Annotated in this window: 9 protein-coding genes and 1 CRISPR repeat array; all 9 genes read right to left on the reverse strand. The window is 56.5% G+C overall.

Translation table 11 applies throughout. The features are described from left to right. Window positions 1-120: 120 nt before the first annotated feature. The 9 genes from HLAC_RS16190 to cas6 all read right to left on the reverse strand — a co-directional run bounded on the left by HLAC_RS16190 (window position 121) and on the right by cas6 (window position 19,749). Window positions 121-1,287: an ISH3-like element ISHla1 family transposase gene (locus HLAC_RS16190; RefSeq protein WP_009486633.1), complete on the reverse strand. Its 1,167-nt coding sequence runs from the start codon at window positions 1,285-1,287 to the stop codon at window positions 121-123. A gap of 70 nt (window positions 1,288-1,357) precedes the next feature. After that, window positions 1,358-10,086: a CRISPR direct-repeat array (repeat unit 31 nt; unit sequence GCTTCAAACCCACGAGGGGTTCGGCTGAAAG). Window positions 10,087-10,187: 101 nt separating this feature from the next. After that, window positions 10,188-10,448, reverse strand: a complete 261-nt coding sequence (gene cas2 / locus HLAC_RS16195; protein WP_012660061.1) for a CRISPR-associated endonuclease Cas2 — start codon at window positions 10,446-10,448, stop codon at window positions 10,188-10,190. Between the two features lies 1 nt (window position 10,449). Next, window positions 10,450-11,445, reverse strand: a complete 996-nt coding sequence (gene cas1b / locus HLAC_RS16200) for a type I-B CRISPR-associated endonuclease Cas1b (protein WP_012660062.1) — start codon at window positions 11,443-11,445, stop codon at window positions 10,450-10,452. A gap of 2 nt (window positions 11,446-11,447) precedes the next feature. Further along, window positions 11,448-12,017 carry a CRISPR-associated protein Cas4 gene (gene cas4 / locus HLAC_RS16205; protein ID WP_012660063.1) on the reverse strand — a complete coding sequence of 190 codons (570 nt, stop codon included), beginning with the start codon at window positions 12,015-12,017 and terminating at the stop codon, window positions 11,448-11,450. Between the two features lie 88 nt (window positions 12,018-12,105). Continuing rightward, a complete protein-coding gene (locus tag HLAC_RS16210) occupies window positions 12,106-14,925 on the reverse strand; it encodes a CRISPR-associated endonuclease Cas3'' (RefSeq protein ID WP_012660064.1) in 2,820 nt (939 codons plus the stop codon). Between the two features lie 22 nt (window positions 14,926-14,947). Beyond that, entirely contained in the window at window positions 14,948-15,745 is a 798-nt protein-coding gene (gene cas5b / locus HLAC_RS16215; RefSeq protein ID WP_012660065.1) for a type I-B CRISPR-associated protein Cas5b, read from the reverse strand. A 24-nt stretch (window positions 15,746-15,769) separates the two neighbouring features. Further along, window positions 15,770-16,792 carry a type I-B CRISPR-associated protein Cas7/Csh2 gene (cas7b, locus tag HLAC_RS16220; RefSeq protein WP_012660066.1) on the reverse strand — a complete coding sequence of 341 codons (1,023 nt, stop codon included), beginning with the start codon at window positions 16,790-16,792 and terminating at the stop codon, window positions 15,770-15,772. A 21-nt stretch (window positions 16,793-16,813) separates the two neighbouring features. Next, window positions 16,814-18,967, reverse strand: coding sequence for a type I-B CRISPR-associated protein Cas8b/Csh1 (gene cas8b / locus HLAC_RS16225; protein ID WP_012660067.1), 2,154 nt, complete (start codon window positions 18,965-18,967; stop codon window positions 16,814-16,816). Beyond that, a complete protein-coding gene (gene cas6, locus HLAC_RS16230; protein WP_012660068.1) occupies window positions 18,964-19,749 on the reverse strand; it encodes a CRISPR-associated endoribonuclease Cas6 in 786 nt (261 codons plus the stop codon). The genes cas8b and cas6 overlap by 4 nt, the downstream gene beginning before the upstream one ends. Window positions 19,750-19,883: the final 134 nt, after the last annotated feature.

The following is a 19,883-nucleotide window of genomic DNA, read 5'->3' on the forward strand; positions in this document are numbered from 1 at the left end:
TACTGACGGTCTCGACGAGAGAATTACGGACGGATCGACGGAGAGCTGTCGCTGTCGGCGGCGGTCAGCCGCCGACGCGACAGCGTCGCCACTCACTCCGCTGGCTTGCTCGGTCGGTGGTTAGCGGTGGAATCGGTCGTCAGGTGGCCGATTCGCGGGGACGGCCCGACGCACCGCGAGGGCCGTCCACGCAGCTCGTCGAATCATATTGACGAACTCCTTGTACGGCCACCACCAGAGGCGACGCCCGCCTCGGCGGGGCGTCGCCACATACTCGTAGTGAAGGTACCGCCAGACGTTCTGTAAGAGGAGACTCACCACCACGTACAGCAGCCGTACCGTTGGATCTCGTGTTGTCGTTGTCGCTATCGCTTGCTCAAACAAGCGATAGCTTGACTCGATACCGAAGCGTTTCGAGTAGTGGTATCGAGCGTCCCGTGGTGAGTCGATGAACGGCGCGTCAGCGGCGTAGCCGTGACGCGCCACACCGTTCTCGTCATACTTCCCATTTAGGTACGTACAGTCGATGTAGACGGGAAAATCGACGGTCCAGCTGTGACCGTCGAGTTTCCCCGTCAGATCATGCTGAATGACGCGACTCCATCCTTCCGAGAGCTCTTGCTGAATCGCCTCACCCCACCGGATGATCGGGATCACGTACGCGTAATTGTGCGCCTGAAGCAGCGTGAGACACTTACTGTCGTAGAATCCGCGATCAAGGTAGACGGCCTTGACCCCGGCGTCAAGGCCGTCGAGGACACCGAAGAACTCAGCGAGGACACTACTTGCGGTATCGCCGTCTTTGAGACGGCGTACCGCCAGCGTGTAGCGTTTGTTCTTCACACGCGCGTAGAGTGTGGCATAGGCGTGGAACGCAGTGGTTCCACGCTTCGCTACCGAGTGATAGAGGCCGTCTGTGTCGTCTTCGTCACCGTAGTAGGGCCGCAGGTGGAGGTCTGCGCAGACCTCCACCTGTTCGGGGAGCAATTCATCGAGATCCTTTCGCAGGAGCGTGTTAGCGACTCGTTCGAGCCGTTCCGGCTCGAACTTCGTCCGAAGATGGTAGAGGACCGTGTTCCCAGCGGGTGAGTTCTGGCTCGACGCACAGAGCGTAGAGACAGAGGTCCCGTCGGCGCAAGCGCCGACGAGGACCTCATAGATGTCTTCAGCAGTGATTTCAGCGTTATTGGCTAACGAGAGCGAAACTTCCTCGTCAAGGCGGTTGACGAGAAAGTTAAGAAGCTGGTCCTCGTGGATCTCACCGTCTGCTTGTTTGGTTTTAGACACACCTTCAGCAAGCAGACGTTCTAACTAAGCGGCTTTGTGAAGTACTGATTTTCTGAATGAACCTGCATTTGCTTCAAACCCACGAGGGGTTCGGCTGAAAGACTGCGACTACCCGATCGAGCGCGGCGCAGTGCTGCTTCAAACCCACGAGGGGTTCGGCTGAAAGTCGCTGTTTTCCTTCGGGCTCGACAAGGAGGTCGTCGCTTCAAACCCACGAGGGGTTCGGCTGAAAGTGGAGCTCATCGGCCAGTTCGTCGGAGACTGAAATGGCTTCAAACCCACGAGGGGTTCGGCTGAAAGTCATCGAACCACCGCCTCAAAGAAGGCGCGACGGCCGCTTCAAACCCACGAGGGGTTCGGCTGAAAGGAGAGAAATGACTAGAGAGGTATGAATCAGCGTGTGGCTTCAAACCCACGAGGGGTTCGGCTGAAAGGGGACGGTCTACGTCGGCAGCGACGATAACAGCCTGCTTCAAACCCACGAGGGGTTCGGCTGAAAGCAGGTGACGCCCGAGGACGTTACAGAGACGCCGATAGGCTTCAAACCCACGAGGGGTTCGGCTGAAAGACCTGTTCGGGGATAATCGAAAGCACTTCGATTCTCGCTTCAAACCCACGAGGGGTTCGGCTGAAAGTGGTATCTCTTCATCGGTCGTCACCAGCGTAGATCTGCTTCAAACCCACGAGGGGTTCGGCTGAAAGGATTAACTGATTCGGCTCCGATCCGCTGCCTGTTCAGCTTCAAACCCACGAGGGGTTCGGCTGAAAGTCGGTAAGCCCGCTCCGCTCTACTTTTCGTCGTCAGCTTCAAACCCACGAGGGGTTCGGCTGAAAGGCGACGTGAGGGCGTTCTCGATCACCGACACGGCGAAGCTTCAAACCCACGAGGGGTTCGGCTGAAAGAAGCCGCCACCGAGGACATCGTCGACGCTCGTTCGGCTTCAAACCCACGAGGGGTTCGGCTGAAAGTCTCCTTCGTGATCGCAACGATCACAGGTGTAGTCGCTTCAAACCCACGAGGGGTTCGGCTGAAAGTCGTCGCCTTCGCCACCCTCGCCGCGAGGGCTGGGCGCTTCAAACCCACGAGGGGTTCGGCTGAAAGAGCTCGATCTCGACCGGCACGTGGTCGGGAGACTCGCTTCAAACCCACGAGGGGTTCGGCTGAAAGAGTAGGGTCGCCACACCCGCGAAAGCAACGAGCCCGCTTCAAACCCACGAGGGGTTCGGCTGAAAGAAAAACTTATGGGCCAACGATCCGTTAGTTGCTCGCTTCAAACCCACGAGGGGTTCGGCTGAAAGCACACCCCCACCCCACACACACGGACCGTTATTCGCTTCAAACCCACGAGGGGTTCGGCTGAAAGACGAGCGCGGCGGCTGGAACGAGTCGGGTCATAGCTTCAAACCCACGAGGGGTTCGGCTGAAAGCCTTCCTACGGTGCTGAAACCATGAAATCACTGAAAGAGCTTCAAACCCACGAGGGGTTCGGCTGAAAGCACCAGCGAGGAGCCTATTAGCCCAAAAGAGGGGCCGCTTCAAACCCACGAGGGGTTCGGCTGAAAGTACTGCCGTCTGGTCGCTGGTTGCCAAACCATACTGCTTCAAACCCACGAGGGGTTCGGCTGAAAGCACGCGCTCTTTTGGCCGACCGATAACCTGCCGTAGGCTTCAAACCCACGAGGGGTTCGGCTGAAAGCCGGGCGAACCGCTGTATCCCGGTGAGAATACGATTGCTTCAAACCCACGAGGGGTTCGGCTGAAAGCATGGATCCGTCCTCAAAGCCATCACCAACTACCACGCTTCAAACCCACGAGGGGTTCGGCTGAAAGCCTATCCTGTTCGAAGAACGTCCGCTGAAGGTCGAGGCTTCAAACCCACGAGGGGTTCGGCTGAAAGGGCGGGCGGCAGGCAATGGCGTCGGTTACGCGACGAGCTTCAAACCCACGAGGGGTTCGGCTGAAAGGTGGTTGTGGATTCGGTCGCCACTCTCGGTCTCGATGCTTCAAACCCACGAGGGGTTCGGCTGAAAGCTCATCGGGGAGCGATGAGAATTGTGAGTCGTCGAGGCTTCAAACCCACGAGGGGTTCGGCTGAAAGTCGGGGTTGATGAGCATCGCGATGTCGTCGGGCCAGCTTCAAACCCACGAGGGGTTCGGCTGAAAGCGTCCGTCATCGCTTGCTGCTGACGGGCCTTGTGGGAGCTTCAAACCCACGAGGGGTTCGGCTGAAAGACAGGCCGATCGTGCGGACGTTGTCACGAAGCCGGGTGCTTCAAACCCACGAGGGGTTCGGCTGAAAGGCGGCCACTGACGGCGGCGCAGCGACCGACGAGCCCAGCTTCAAACCCACGAGGGGTTCGGCTGAAAGTTCTCGATGGCGTCTTCCTTGAGGTCGTACTTGATGCTTCAAACCCACGAGGGGTTCGGCTGAAAGCGTTCACTGAGACGTATTCTGTGGGGGCCTACAGCGTGCTTCAAACCCACGAGGGGTTCGGCTGAAAGTCTTGACAGGGCATACAGACCCATCACCACGAGTGAGCTTCAAACCCACGAGGGGTTCGGCTGAAAGGCTCCAACAGCCCCGGCCGGACGACCGAATCCCACCAGCTTCAAACCCACGAGGGGTTCGGCTGAAAGCGTCCTTGGGAAGCGGGTTGAATGGGAGATCGCGATCGCTTCAAACCCACGAGGGGTTCGGCTGAAAGGCGATCTCCGCGCCGGGCTCGGCGTGGTTGATACTGCTTCAAACCCACGAGGGGTTCGGCTGAAAGGTTCGCGTAGTTGTCCTCGACGATCCAGCGGTCGTCGCTTCAAACCCACGAGGGGTTCGGCTGAAAGCGAGTCTTCGGGTTGCCCGACGAGTCCGACGGGACGCTTCAAACCCACGAGGGGTTCGGCTGAAAGAACTGGCCGACGAATGGGAGGGCGAACTGCCCGCCGCTTCAAACCCACGAGGGGTTCGGCTGAAAGATTAACGTTGATACGGACAAAATCGTGAGTGATACTGCTTCAAACCCACGAGGGGTTCGGCTGAAAGCGTCTACCGCCATTCAGACGGGACGGGCGAACCTGCTTCAAACCCACGAGGGGTTCGGCTGAAAGTACTTATAGGTTGTTATAGAGGATTATAACTCATTGCTTCAAACCCACGAGGGGTTCGGCTGAAAGCGTAGGCGTCGATCATCCGAAAATCGCCTCCGGCGGCTTCAAACCCACGAGGGGTTCGGCTGAAAGCCAACCGCTTGGGTTGGGCGTCGCCGCTGTCGTCGCTTCAAACCCACGAGGGGTTCGGCTGAAAGAAGAAGTTCTCGCCGTCGTCCTGCCACAGTGAACAGCTTCAAACCCACGAGGGGTTCGGCTGAAAGCCGGTCCCTCGGCGGTCGAGCAGCTGCAAGCCGAGCTTCAAACCCACGAGGGGTTCGGCTGAAAGTCAAACGCGAGGATGAGTCGACGTCGGAGTTTTTCGCTTCAAACCCACGAGGGGTTCGGCTGAAAGTGGCGAACTCAAGTCACTCCGGCGAAACGGATTCTGCTTCAAACCCACGAGGGGTTCGGCTGAAAGAGTCCGTTCCGGATCTCGATCGTTGCCGTTCCGTGGCTTCAAACCCACGAGGGGTTCGGCTGAAAGGAGGTCACCGTCAACGGGACCAACGGCTCGGACGTGCTTCAAACCCACGAGGGGTTCGGCTGAAAGTCAGCCCAAGACGACGAGGACGGCGAGAGAGACCGCTTCAAACCCACGAGGGGTTCGGCTGAAAGCTCGATCCCCAGCGCCGACGATCTCGGAATCATTGGCTTCAAACCCACGAGGGGTTCGGCTGAAAGTACCAATGCTCGTTTTGGCGATCGCACTCGGAGCCGGCTTCAAACCCACGAGGGGTTCGGCTGAAAGTGATTTCGCTGAGAGTGTCGTCAAACCGACTTAAATGCTTCAAACCCACGAGGGGTTCGGCTGAAAGGTCGTCGGAATGGGCAACGCGCCGATGAACAACCAGCTTCAAACCCACGAGGGGTTCGGCTGAAAGGACGAATCGAGGTGTGACTGCAGCGGGATGTCGACGCTTCAAACCCACGAGGGGTTCGGCTGAAAGGCCGGGCGCGACGTCGATCAGCACTCGGCCGATTGTGCTTCAAACCCACGAGGGGTTCGGCTGAAAGCGCCTCGTGATTGAGGCATTCTCCCGCAAGGGCGAGGCTTCAAACCCACGAGGGGTTCGGCTGAAAGTCAGTCGTGGTCGTTTGCTGACCATCCTCACTCGTGCTTCAAACCCACGAGGGGTTCGGCTGAAAGGCCGTCCTCGTCTCGCGGAAACAGCTCTGGGAACTCGCTTCAAACCCACGAGGGGTTCGGCTGAAAGGACGAACTCGAGGAACTCCGTCGAGGACGTGGTAGACGCTTCAAACCCACGAGGGGTTCGGCTGAAAGCCCGCACCTCCGCGTCCGCCGCGAGAACGTCGAAAAGCTTCAAACCCACGAGGGGTTCGGCTGAAAGGACGGGGATCGTGATCGGCGAGGGGTTCCGGAAGCTTCAAACCCACGAGGGGTTCGGCTGAAAGGTCGACGTCGTGGAGGCGGATCCGGGTCGGTTCCGGCTTCAAACCCACGAGGGGTTCGGCTGAAAGGTTGCCCAGTGTGTTCCGAGTTGCACATCTTGATGTGCTTCAAACCCACGAGGGGTTCGGCTGAAAGACTGCGATATCGCCCACATTATACGACTCGTCAAGGCTTCAAACCCACGAGGGGTTCGGCTGAAAGAGGGGGCGTTTTCGTGATTGCCGGGCAGACAGGCTGCTTCAAACCCACGAGGGGTTCGGCTGAAAGGATCGCCCGATCTCGTGGAACGGCGCGATCACCCAGCTTCAAACCCACGAGGGGTTCGGCTGAAAGTCGCGGATCGACCCATCGACGTTCCCGTTTTCGTCGCTTCAAACCCACGAGGGGTTCGGCTGAAAGTATCGGCCTCGGTGGCGAGATCCCGCAGTTCGTCGCTTCAAACCCACGAGGGGTTCGGCTGAAAGCACTGAGCTATCAGGTTTTGCATTTGGGTATCAGTGCTTCAAACCCACGAGGGGTTCGGCTGAAAGGTCAGTCAACTCGCGAGCAACCTCGTGGTTCCATTCGCTTCAAACCCACGAGGGGTTCGGCTGAAAGGTCGAGTCTTGGCCTGCCGAGCCGATCCGCACCTGCTTCAAACCCACGAGGGGTTCGGCTGAAAGAGCGTTCTCTCTGCTCGAACTAAGACTAATTGGGATGCTTCAAACCCACGAGGGGTTCGGCTGAAAGACCGAGGACGAGGTTGCGGAACTGGCACGTAGTAGCTTCAAACCCACGAGGGGTTCGGCTGAAAGCTGTGGAACCTTAAACGAAGTCTCGAACGCACGCTCGCTTCAAACCCACGAGGGGTTCGGCTGAAAGTTTAGCGGTTAGCTGGGTAAGTGCCAAAAACAACAGCTTCAAACCCACGAGGGGTTCGGCTGAAAGCTTGTGCACGATCCTGCTGGACGTCGGGGTTGGTGAAGCTTCAAACCCACGAGGGGTTCGGCTGAAAGGAGGAATTTGGACGGTGAAATTGCTGAATACAGAATGCTTCAAACCCACGAGGGGTTCGGCTGAAAGACGATCAACAACTCGGCAGATCCGACGAACGCGGAAGCTTCAAACCCACGAGGGGTTCGGCTGAAAGCGCCGTCACTGTTCTCGACCATCGTCTCGCCGAGCTGGCTTCAAACCCACGAGGGGTTCGGCTGAAAGGGCCTGTACCCCGCGTTCTAGGTCTTTTAGCTTGGCGCTTCAAACCCACGAGGGGTTCGGCTGAAAGCGCGTGTGTTGATCCCGTCGCTGAACAGAGTGACTGCTTCAAACCCACGAGGGGTTCGGCTGAAAGCATATGTTGATAATCGAGGACGGAAAGGGGGACAGCTTCAAACCCACGAGGGGTTCGGCTGAAAGCGGAACGCCGTCGACGCCACTTCGGCCCCTTGGCCGCTTCAAACCCACGAGGGGTTCGGCTGAAAGGGTGTCGACCAGTTTGACGTTGCTGTAACTGAGATCGCTTCAAACCCACGAGGGGTTCGGCTGAAAGGTGGCGAGTGCCTTAGACGACACCATGCCGTCTGCCCGCTTCAAACCCACGAGGGGTTCGGCTGAAAGTCCGTCTCATCAGCCGGAACGTAGAAGTACGGCTCGCTTCAAACCCACGAGGGGTTCGGCTGAAAGTTGCTGTGCGGTGCGTTGCTGTACTGTTGTGTTACTGCTTCAAACCCACGAGGGGTTCGGCTGAAAGTGGCGAGTGCCTTAGACGACACCATGCCGTCTGCCCGCTTCAAACCCACGAGGGGTTCGGCTGAAAGGCGACGGTCGAGAAGAGCGATTCCTAGATAGTGCTTCAAACCCACGAGGGGTTCGGCTGAAAGTCTGGGTTGATACCTTCAGTAGTAACCCTTCAGTAGCTTCAAACCCACGAGGGGTTCGGCTGAAAGTCGATGTCGTTCTCGACCGGCTGGACGGCGTCGATGCTTCAAACCCACGAGGGGTTCGGCTGAAAGGACTCCGAGGCCCCGACCGCGTCGGCCCACGCTTGGCTTCAAACCCACGAGGGGTTCGGCTGAAAGCTCACCGCGAGGCTCGTACACACCCTCGTCTGAGTTGCTTCAAACCCACGAGGGGTTCGGCTGAAAGGGCGCTCGGATCGTCGGCAGAACCAACATGTCCTCGCTTCAAACCCACGAGGGGTTCGGCTGAAAGACGCCGGCAGCTGCGCGGCGTCACCCGAGTCGTCGCTTCAAACCCACGAGGGGTTCGGCTGAAAGGCATTCCCGAGGAAAAGCGGTCGGTTCAACTCAAGCTTCAAACCCACGAGGGGTTCGGCTGAAAGGCGGCCCGACCAACGCCCGAACCTTCGTCGAAGACGCGCTTCAAACCCACGAGGGGTTCGGCTGAAAGGCGACGCCGGCGCCCTCAAGTTCCCACGGATACGGGCTTCAAACCCACGAGGGGTTCGGCTGAAAGTATCTTCGTCTTCGCGACGCTTCCGAACGACTCGGCTTCAAACCCACGAGGGGTTCGGCTGAAAGCCCCACGATTGAGGCACTCTCCCGCAAGGGCGACGCTTCAAACCCACGAGGGGTTCGGCTGAAAGGCGGAGTCCGACCGCGCCCAGGCCGCCGGCGAGGTCGCTTCAAACCCACGAGGGGTTCGGCTGAAAGAACGCGAAGCCTGAGGGCGACGATACGTGGCGGAAGCTTCAAACCCACGAGGGGTTCGGCTGAAAGGAGTACACGTTCGTCGACGCGACGGACAACACGCCGCTTCAAACCCACGAGGGGTTCGGCTGAAAGTAGGCTGTTCCCGTTTGAGTCGGTGAAGTCCTTGCTTCAAACCCACGAGGGGTTCGGCTGAAAGGCCGTCTATCCAGTAGGTCCCTCCGAGCGCCTCGATGCTTCAAACCCACGAGGGGTTCGGCTGAAAGTCTGAATCGGCGTTGTCGCCAGCCCACGGATGATAGCTTCAAACCCACGAGGGGTTCGGCTGAAAGCCTCCTCGTGTCGCTATCGCTGGCTCAAACCGGGGGCTTCAAACCCACGAGGGGTTCGGCTGAAAGTCGCGGCCGACCAGCGGGGACTACGACGACCAGATGCTTCAAACCCACGAGGGGTTCGGCTGAAAGGATGGCTGGGAATCGGCTGGCAGAGCGAGATACGAGCTTCAAACCCACGAGGGGTTCGGCTGAAAGACGAGATTGTCCACCCGTTCGGCGCGTTTACCTGTGGCTTCAAACCCACGAGGGGTTCGGCTGAAAGTGGCGCAAGACAGGGTCACAGTCGCTTTTTCGAACGGCTTCAAACCCACGAGGGGTTCGGCTGAAAGCCCCACGATTGAGGCACTCTCCCGCGATGGCGACGCTTCAAACCCACGAGGGGTTCGGCTGAAAGGTGGATCGCACCGCACACCTCCCGGTCGATCCGGACGCTTCAAACCCACGAGGGGTTCGGCTGAAAGCGGGATCGCGGACGTCATCACCGTCGACGAAGGCGCTTCAAACCCACGAGGGGTTCGGCTGAAAGGGCGGTTCGTTCACTGCCGTCGTAACGTACGACAAGCTTCAAACCCACGAGGGGTTCGGCTGAAAGGGTTCGACTTCGGCAGGGACAGGGCTTCACGGGCGCTTCAAACCCACGAGGGGTTCGGCTGAAAGCATTATCGACCCGGTTCCCTCGACCACGATCTTCCCGCTTCAAACCCACGAGGGGTTCGGCTGAAAGCACGAGCGCGTGGTCGTGATCATGCTCGACGAGATCGCTTCAAACCCACGAGGGGTTCGGCTGAAAGTTGAGTGGCTCGTCGTTTTCGGATTCGAACCGTGCTTCAAACCCACGAGGGGTTCGGCTGAAAGTCGGCAACTCCTCGATCTCGTCGGAATCCGAGACGCTTCAAACCCACGAGGGGTTCGGCTGAAAGGATCGTCGGTGTTGTCGACTGCGCTGAGGTGTTCGGCTTCAAACCCACGAGGGGTTCGGCTGAAAGTCGGCTTCTGCTTCGATTTGTTCAGTCATAAATGGTGCTTCAAACCCACGAGGGGTTCGGCTGAAAGTCGGCTTCTGCTTCGATTTGTTCAGTCATAAATGGTGCTTCAAACCCACGAGGGGTTCGGCTGAAAGGCCGGCAGGCCGAGCGTCGCGAGCGTGACGATCCCGCTTCAAACCCACGAGGGGTTCGGCTGAAAGACGAACAGACACGCAAGCTCAACATCCACATCGACGGGCTGTCGCTTCAAACCCACGAGGGGTTCGGCTGAAAGATGTGCCAATATAGGCCACACAAGGCTCATATACGTGGTCTATGATTTAGAACTTTCGTCGACCTCCAATTCTGGCCAAACCCTAGGGGGTCGACGGAAAACTACGTAAATCGACTCCCGGGGTCGTCGCCAGCACCTAAGACAGTGTGTTGAACCGCAGCTGAGACCTCCGCTTCGAAAATATAGATCGAGTCCTCATCGATCAGCTCCGACTTGATGTCCTGTTTGATTCCTACGAGCTGCCCCTCTGTGATGTCCCCATAAAACACGGACTGCTGGAGATGTTCCAGCCGCTTCCGGAGGAGTTTTCGGTAGATGTGGGTTCGTTCGGCGGGAACATCGTATGTCACAAGAACGAACATCTTACCACCACCGTTCGGTCGGCCGGTACGGCTCGCCGGTCAGTATGTGCTTCTTCAAACTGTACACATCCGTTTGCACGAGTGTTTTGTAGCTCACGTTTCGCTTTAGTCGGGGATGCTCGACTGTTTTATCAAGCGTTTCCTCATACTCGGCAAGCACTGTCAGTCGACCGTCTTCAGTAAGCAGACAGCCATCGAGATCCGATTCGAACTCATCAGGGCTGATCTGTCGACGGTTTACGAGCCGAAACAGCACACGATCCGCGAGTATCGGTTTATAAATATCCGCGATATCGAGCGAGAGCGTAAATCGGCGATCACCCGGTTCATGCATGAACCCGACTGTTGGATCAAGTGCTGTCTTGCGGATCGCAGAGACACAGGCCGTATAAACCATCGCGTTCAGGAACGAAATGAGCGCGTTCGTCTCGTTGGTCGGTGGATTGTATTCACGCCGATCTAGGGCGAACGGGTCACGCAGAATCTCACTGAAACACGAATAATAGGTTTTGCGTGCGGTTGCTTCGGTCCCACGAAGTCCGTCAATGCTTTCGGCTGTGCTTGCTTTCGTCTTGAGTGATTCGAGCCGATCGATTTCTGAGTCGAACGAACAGTCGCGGGCATTATAATAGACAAGATTTGCCCGCATATTATGGATACTCGCTTCGATCATCAACGTGGCAATCCCGAGTCGACGATCCGGATCATCATACGCGCGTACCTGCTCGACGACGGTGTTTCCCGAGAGATGGCTCCGTTTCGGGAGATATGACCCTTTGTAATAGTCCTTCCATCCGAACACGTGCGCAGGAACTCCGTGATCGTTGAGCAGGCCGAGTGCTCGGGTATTGAAATCGATCTGCCCGTGCAGATACAGCGTGTCGATACTTTCGACCGGTAGGTGTTCCACCTCCCCATCGAGGGTGTCGATTCTGAGTGTGTCTTCACTTCGCGACAGTTCGCCGTCGGTGAATACGTGATGATTGGGTTTCGTCATGATTAGAGCCAACAGATGTCTTGGTACAAACAGGAATCGCAGTATGGTTTTTTGTCGAGTGTCGGTGGACTATCGCTCTCGACTACGTCGATGATGCCACGGATCGTTTCCTCGACGGCGGCTGCGTTGTCCTCGGTGAGGCTGACCTCCTCGCGTGTTCGTTCGGCAGGATACGCCAGTACACCGTCCCGTTGGATGTCGAGGATTCGGTCGAGATACCAGAGGTAGTAAAGCAACTGCATCCGCGCAGGTTTTTCCAGCGTCGACGAGGCTTTGACCTCCATCACCTCACCGGAATCGAGCATATCGAGTGCGATTCGACCGTTTATTTGGAATGACCGGCGGTTATCACGATAGCTGGTCTCATCGATGTGTGTTCCGCGTCGGATGTTCGCTGCGCTGCGGTCGATATCGATTCCCCGCGAGGTAAACCAGAGTTCGCGTTTACAGACGTGATAGTACTGGACTAGCAGCCCAGTTACCCGAACACGAGGCTCACGATGTGGTGCACGTTCACGCTCAATAAACTCCGATATCAGTTCCTCGCTGCCGGGATCGTGATTCTGAGTCATCGAATAGTCCTCTGTTTGTCTGTGTCGACTAGTAGGACGCTCGTTCGGTACCACTCACAATTACACAGTGAGTGTGATCGGGAGCAAATCATACCGAGAACCGCCCTAAAATAGTGTCTTCGACACCTTGGAGTCCACCAGAGTCGAACCCGTATTCGAGACCACTCCCACCTCGATACTCAAAGACCTGTGCCCCCTCGTCGCCACGATCTCGGTGATCAATTCGTTGGATCTTCGGTGCGTCTTCCATCGTCCGAACCGGAAGCGATACGCGTAATTGTGAAGCTTCATCGAGTTTCTTGAACCCAAAACTGTCGTTTGCGCAGAACGCCTCAGTGATCTTTTCGAGAGTCTTCTTATCAGCTTCGGTTACTGCAACGAGGACGTCGACCGTTTCGTATCCGCCGATGAGTGATTGACGAGCAAGCCACCGTGCTTCCGCGTTTTCGATATGATCTCGGATGTCGGTGTTTGCGACGGATTTGGTCGTATGTATCTGCTCGAAATACGCTTCGACAGCGTGAAGCGAAATGGATACATCGGGAATCTGCTCGGTCTCTCCGATATCTGCAAGCACATCAGAGATGAGCCGAAGATGCCCGCGAACACCGGCCTCATTTGAGCCTCGTTCATACACGTACCCTGCAGGCGGTTTCTCCGTCGGTTCGGCTGGTGTTTCTTCGTCCGGATCAGCTATGGTCCACACGATGACCCGACCACCGTTTTTTCCCCACTCGTACGAGCGGTTGCACCGTCCTGCCGCTTGAACAATACTGTCTATCGGTGCGATATCGCGGAACACCGTTTTGAAACTTACATCGACACCGGCCTCGATGGCCTGTGTCGACACACAAACGAACCGAACGGGTGCTGTCGAGAGCATCGTCAATAGATGAATGAGTATCCGGCGGTCGAACGGCCGATATCGTGAGTTGAATGTCAACACGAACAGCGAGCTGGATTCAGGTGTCGACCACGACCCGGTTTTATCAACTGGAGGGATAAGTCGATGTGAGGCGAGCACCTCATAGGCAATCTCTTTTGGAGATTGCTCCGGATCGATTGCACTGATATTGTTGCTCGTCAGATACTCCCGAACAGCAACACCGAGATGGGCAACTGTCTCGTTCTCACAAATTATATCGGTGAGTTCTGCCGAGCTGGCGATAGTATTACACACCGTAAGCGTCGACTCGCCGGTTTCTGTACGGTCGATGATCCGCGTTGCGGCCTCCTCGTACCCGATAAATCCATTGTCGCTGTTGATCTGGTGAGTTAATGCAGTCTTATCAAGCGTGTACTGGACTCGTTCGGCCTGGTCGAAATAGCGTTCTTCATTCGCCGGTGGGAGGTCAGTCTCGTATGCTGGCCGTTGACTGCACGCTTCACACGCTGTTACGTTGTGTGTCTGTCCGTCCTCAAGCAATGAGACGGTGTTGACCTCTCGGAGCACCGAGGGCTGGGTAGCGGTCATCGAAATAATGTGGGTATCGAACTCGTCGGTCAGCGTCGAAAGCAGGCGTGGAATCGCGTCCCACCAGTCTTTCGGAAGTGCCTGTGGCTCATCGAGAATTACGATCCCCGAATCGAGCGCAGGGAGTTTCAACCCTTGCCGGTTTGAGGGTCCTGTGAGACTCTCAAACAGTTGTACGAAGGTTGTCAGAATCGTTCCATCACGCCACGACTCGCCGAGTAATCCAGCCTGATCCGCATCGGTTATGTCGACATCTGAATCGTCGTGATCCCCGTGAATGACGACGGTCTCGCTGAGATAATGATGGACGGTAAGTGCGGACCGTGTCGGGTCGACGCCCCACAGCTCCGGATTCTCGAATAACTCACGAGTCTGTTCGATAATACTCGTATACGGAAGTGCGTACACGAGTGGTCGTGGATGGTCTCTGTCATTACGTCCATCCAGAATATCTCGTGTTTCGAACCCAGCTGAAAGACCCGTGAACGTTTTTCCCAGTCCTGTCGGGAGTGTGAGTGTTGCGATGGCCGACTCATCGTTGTCGAGCCACTCGTGGACACCACAAACAGCCTGACGGCGTGCTCGCTCACGTTCGTCATTTAATGCTGCTTCGTGTTCGTCGTCAGGTGGTGTCGCTCGCAACCCTGCAATATACTGTTCAAGCGTCGACAAATCAAGCGTGTCGAAACCGAACAGTTCGTTGTCCGAGATCGTCATCGCATGGCTCTTGTCGGCAAGCGTGAGCGATGCCCAGTAGTGTATCGTTCGGTCATACAGTGCTTCTGGGAGGTTTTTATTCGACTTGCGTCGGCCGGTGAGTTCTGCTTCGGTACTCAGTGCTTGTAGGCCCGGGATGATTTCACCGTTGCTTGCCCATTTGTAGAACGCCTCCCAAGAGACCGTGTCGACGGTATCGAACTGCTGGCCTGCCATCGCAAAGAACTCGTCTGCGGCTTCGGGCCATGTGTCGTCAATACGATCAAGTTGTGCCTGAATCACAGCCTCATCAAACGCCTCGATTAGTGTGTTTGCTGTATACTCTGCGGCGTTAGGCAACGCTTGGTGATGTCGTGCAACCGCGAGCGTTGCAGCAAGACAATCGCGGTCGGAGGCACTGGCCCGATTGAGGACGAACCACGTTGCGAGTGCTCCAAGCCGTGCGTGGTTCTTTTCTGCATCAGGTCCTTCGTATTCCTCGTCTGGACGCACGTGTTCTTGGAACTGCGGCGTTGCTTTCCCGAAGTCGTGGAGCGTTGCTGCGACCCACAGCCACAGTTCTCGTTCAGTTGGGCCAGCAAACAGTGTCGTCGCTCGTTCGGGAACACTAGTGCTGTGTGCTGTCAGTAGTAGGTGACCTTCCTCAGTTGTCTGGTCTGCTGGATGTTGCCGGTTCTTATCGGTCTCTCTCGGATGCGAAATGAGTGGGAGTTCCATATAGGGGAATTGGATTTTTTGATTACCGGAAGACGACTGTTCGATCACCGACCGACACCGGTGTTACATCTGCCGTAGAGCCAACTCGAACGGGCGTATCAGCTGAGCGTGTATACACGTAGTCGTCGAAACGTGTCGTTTTCCGTCCGCCAAGGGTCGCCTCCATGACTGCCGGTGAGCGTTCGATGTCGTAGGTAACTCCCTGTTGTGGGATTACCTCGGACAGTGAACCCGGAACGACCGAGTCGACATCGTACTGCTCGGCCTCAGCAAGCTCCGTTGGCGAAACGTCGGTCTCGACGTCTTCAACCGTACAGAGATACTCGGACTTGCCAAGGCTCGGCGGGTAGTAGGACTCCTCGTTATCGAGTCGACGTTCGAGTTTCTCGTAGTAGGCTTCGTCTTCAACAGCTACGTCGATACGATATACCGGATCGGTGAGCAGCTCGTACGCGTGTATTTGTCGGTCGCCCTCCGTATCCTGATATGTGAGTGCGTAACTCCGTCGACTCCCTGCTGTCTTCGTCACTGCCTGTTTTGGATCCGTCCCTAACCCGGTTGTTGGAACATTGACGGTTCGGATATCAAATAACGGCGTGATGGCGATAGCGGATGTATCAGCTCCAAAGACATCGTAGTACGAGTCTCGGTCGCTGCCGACGATAGCTGCGAGCATCCCAGCGACAGTAGTCCGTGGTGGTATCCGATAGGTTTGTTTCGTAACACTACGCCCGACGCGCTTGAAATGCCCCCATGTCGACCGGACGGTCAACGAAAGGCAAGTATCAGGCACGCCGCTGGCGTTGATGGATGGTGTCATTGAAGTTGTGATATGCCGGTGGGCTTACTCCGCGAAATCACGCTCTTCGAGAACGTCGATCTGGTGGACTGAGTGGCCTTCCGATTCGAGATGGTCGCCGAACTCGCTCGCCGGGATCGTCTTATCACCGGTTGTCAGTGTCAGATAGTCACTTCCCACGACGTGGACGGTCTCGATCCGATCCTCGGCGCGATCCAACGCCGTAACGAGATTCGAGACATCCAAGACGACATCGTTGATCGAACGGAGCGGTTTGTCGTTTTCATCGGACAGCGTGACATGGTTGTGAAGTCCACCGATGTGATAATTATCAGGTTTGTACTCCGGTCGAACGTAGAGCCGTGGCTCTTGGCCCAGTTTTGACCGGGATGTCGTCTGGTTCTTCAACGCACGCCAGCAGAGCGAATCGAGACGTTTGACATCTGTCTCGGACAGATTCGTCGACTCTGCGCCGTGGTTGTCGACCAACCCCCAGAAGGGAAAGATCCCGTATTTGATTCTCTTGTCGTCGAGATCGAATCCACCCTGCCGGTTCCCATCGCCCGTAGAGATGACGCTCGTGAGAGAATCGTACTCCTCGTTGTCTTCAACCTCGTTCAACGATTTCGCTGGCAGGAACTGAACCGGCCCCTGATACTGGTTCGGAAGCGCACTCCCGAGGGCTTGTCGGAGTTTTTCGTCCTCTTCATCGTCACTTGACTCGAAACTCATCGTTGCGCCGAAGTACCGAACGTCAGTGGCGGCCGCAAGGAATCGTTCACCGACGTCTTCGATCTCTTCGATGTCGTCTACGTCGTCGATATCTTCGAGCACATCCAACGCGAGAGTTGTACGCGGCCGTGCATCTCCATCGAGCTTTTTGACGTAAATATCGAACCCGTCGTCGAGCAGTTGGTCGCGGAGATACCGCTTGAGACGGACATCGGTAATGATTCCCTGTCCGGTGTCAGGATCGCGTCGGGGGCGGTTGTCGCCGATAGGGTTGCCGTTCGGGTTGCAGTCCTGTGCGTCGTAAATGAACAGTATTTCGGATCGGTTGAGTGTCATTGGTATATGGTGTTTTATTGATCAGTTTGCGGGCGATTCGGCTGCTTCGCTCTCCTCGCTTGCGTCGTCTTTTTTGTACAGATCGAACGCGTTCGGCATCGACCGTCGACCGTGGGCGTGTCCGAGCACGTAGGCAAACTGGAGATCACGTTTGTCGATCTCCCATTTGGTCGGCATCTGCTCCGTCGTTTCAAGAAGCAGGTCGACTGTTTCAGGGAACAGAATATCTCGGTCAGCGTACTGTTTTGAGTCGTGTGCGTACACTTTTGCCTTTTCTAAGGCTGTTTTCACCGCTTGTTCGAGCCCGTTTTTCGTGAGCTGATCGCCACGCGTTTTCGAGTCGAGCGGTCGACCGAGATCGCGCTCGTCTGCTTGATGCCAACTTATTTGTCCGACGAGAACGCCAGCGAGGGCGGTTGCCTTTCGCTCGGCGTTCTCGGTGAACATGGGTCGGTCGAGGAACGATTCGAGTCGGTACTTACGGATCGCCGCGAGGTTCGAAAGGTCAGTGTCTGTGTCTTCGATTGCTGTCATAGTCTCTGTGTCCGTTGGTTCGACCGCCGCGTCGAGTCCTGTTAGGAGTCCGGCACGCGACAGCGATTCGAGATGCACGAGCTGTTGGGCGATGACCTGTTGTGGAACCGGGTCGTCGCCATCGAACTCGTCACCCCAGCGCTGCATGTACTCTGAAAAGAGCATCGAGGCGTCAAGTGGTACTCCGGCGATGAGTCGGTGGTCGACGATTCGTCGGAAGTCGTCCCCCTCCTCGTCACGGTAGGCAAACACGGCGTCGGTGAATGTGTGGCCGACGATTTTGCCGAACGCGACGTTTCGAGCCTGACCCGTCTCGTCGGGAAAATCAAGGAGGTCCCAGTTATCGTAGGTTCTGAATCCTCCCGATTCGGGCGAGAGTGTCGGCCCTTGGACCGTGTCGACAAGCGACTTTGCGAGTTCGGAGACCCAATAGATACCCGCCGAGGGTTCTTCGGCGATGATGTTTTTGTCGTCACTGATTGGTAATGAGACGACATAGAATCGGATTTCGTCTTTCAGTGCCCGAACTGCTGGATCGTCGTTTTCTTGGATCTCGTAGGTAACTCTCGCCATCGGGGCATGTGAACTGTCCGTGTACTCGCTTTCTGAATCGAGTGAATGGATCGCCCGATATAGTGTTTCAGCTTTTAATTCGGTGAGTTCGCCAGCGAAGTACGGGAGTGTGTACGTCTCAACCCCGCCTCGGCGAAGCACACAGCGCTCGATAAGGTCCTGACCTTTACTGAACAGCATCGCAACGTCGGCACTCACCGGATAGTTTCGCCACGATTGGTCACGTCGGAGGCCGGGCTGAGCATCCGGATGTTTGACTGAAAAAACTTCCAGCGGGCTTTCAGGTGTCCCGACTACACGACCCACCTGATCGGTCACAACACCGACTGCCTCGCCTTCGGAAGCAGGGCCAGAACTAATATTCTTGTCAGTGGCGTTGGCCGTCGCGTAGCGTCGCATTGCTCGGTTGAGTACATCGAGATCGGCGGGCCAAAACCAGTCTGTGTCATCATTGTCAGTAGTGCTGAGATCTGTGTCGTTGATCCGACAGCGGACAGTCAGTACAGTCGGGACTGAATCGTCTGTGGGTAGTAGTGACTCTATATCTGATTGAATTCGTTCGAGTGTCTCGCCGTCTTTCGTGAATACCTTGTCTAACGTTTCGATAACCCACGCATCAGGGTGTCCGTTGTCACCAGTAATACTCTGGACGCTATCTTGATTAGTCCATGAACGAACACGCCTCAGGATCGTCCCAGCAACACCCGAGGCGTCGTTTCCGTTTTTCGATCCGATCTGCGTGAGACTGTACTTCGCTCCCCGGCCGGAGGACTTGTGTGAGTACGCGAGCTTTGCTATATCATCGGTGCGGAGGGTATCGACGCTGATACCTGCGCCTCCTTGTTCGTATGTTGGCTCGTCGCCAGTCAAATCGAGATCAATAACGACCAAACGCCCGTCGTCGATAAAGGGGTCAAGCGTACTTGGCGTACCGTACAGCGAGCCTCCGGATTCGGCAACTGCAAGTACACCGTACAGTGACATCACGTCTTCGAGGCTGGTCGGTGGTCGACCATGCCAGTAGTCATCGATGGCTGCTGCGAAGTCTTCCCGTGTCGGGCCGCTCATGATGAGACTTCCCACGGTGCCGTTTTGTCCGTAATATTGATGAATCCCAAGCCGAGGGAGTTCCGCTCACCTAACCCTGTATCCAGCGCGAGGTTGAGGTGTCGACGGTGGTGGTCGTCTTGGACCGTATACCCGAATCGCCACTTACTGAGGACGTAAGTCATCTGCGTACCCTCGGTCACAGTCACCGGGATCGAGAAGGTCTTGATCAACTCGTAGGAGTCGAACAGTTCTGTGTCTCGCTCGCTCGGTCCCGGCAAGTAGTCGGGACAGAACAGTCCGTGTTTCTTGTCGAGGTTAGCCCGCAGTTGGGTGATCAGCGGTTCGGTGGTGTGTTCGGGCTGCCAGAAGACAGCAGTGTCGCCCCCGGGATGGTCGATTCCGTACTCCTCGCACCGCCAAGGAGGAATTCGGATCAACAAGCCCGTGCCGCTTTCGATGATTCCCTGCGTGCCTGGTTCGCCGACATCTGGCGTAAATGAGGTCACGTCGTCGACGTGAAACGGCATCTCGCCGATATTGAACTCCGGCTCTTCAAGCAGGTCTGCCGCGACGTGCGCAAGGAGCCCATCTTCCACCGAGGAAACAATCAGTTTTCGCTCGTCACCCTCCTGCATGTCGTGTGGGGGGAACGGATTTGAATACGCGAATCCTGGTGGCTCACCGGAATCATGCCGTTCGCCGTATTCGGTTCCATCGAGAGCATTCCAGAGTCGACCACGAAGTTTGTGATGGTAGTCATCTTGGTAGGCAGTGTCTGCCCGTGCTGACAGATGAGCCATTATTCGCACCTTTCTGACTCACCTCTATAGTTGGGGGATATCATCCAAATAATCACATACAATGACAATATAAAAAGGATTCTCCTGTAGGGTGGATGTGATGTGAAACTCTGTGAAGCTGAGACTTCGACTAC

Source organism: Halorubrum lacusprofundi ATCC 49239, assembly GCF_000022205.1.
In the GTDB taxonomy this organism is placed as follows: domain Archaea; phylum Halobacteriota; class Halobacteria; order Halobacteriales; family Haloferacaceae; genus Halorubrum; species Halorubrum lacusprofundi.

Bases quoted from the DNA above. Each gene is read 5' to 3' on its own strand.
- cas5b (WP_012660065.1), bottom strand. From the start codon at position 15,745: ATGACACCATCCATCAACGCCAGCGGCGTGCCTGATACTTGCCTTTCG.
- cas2 (WP_012660061.1), bottom strand. From the start codon at position 10,448: ATGTTCGTTCTTGTGACATACGATGTTCCCGCCGAACGAACCCACATC.
- cas6 (WP_012660068.1), bottom strand. From the start codon at position 19,749: ATGGCTCATCTGTCAGCACGGGCAGACACTGCCTACCAAGATGACTAC.
- cas7b (WP_012660066.1), bottom strand. From the start codon at position 16,792: ATGACACTCAACCGATCCGAAATACTGTTCATTTACGACGCACAGGAC.
- cas4 (WP_012660063.1), bottom strand. From the start codon at position 12,017: ATGACTCAGAATCACGATCCCGGCAGCGAGGAACTGATATCGGAGTTT.
- HLAC_RS16210 (WP_012660064.1), bottom strand. From the start codon at position 14,925: ATGGAACTCCCACTCATTTCGCATCCGAGAGAGACCGATAAGAACCGG.
- cas8b (WP_012660067.1), bottom strand. From the start codon at position 18,967: ATGAGCGGCCCGACACGGGAAGACTTCGCAGCAGCCATCGATGACTAC.
- cas1b (WP_012660062.1), bottom strand. From the start codon at position 11,445: ATGACGAAACCCAATCATCACGTATTCACCGACGGCGAACTGTCGCGA.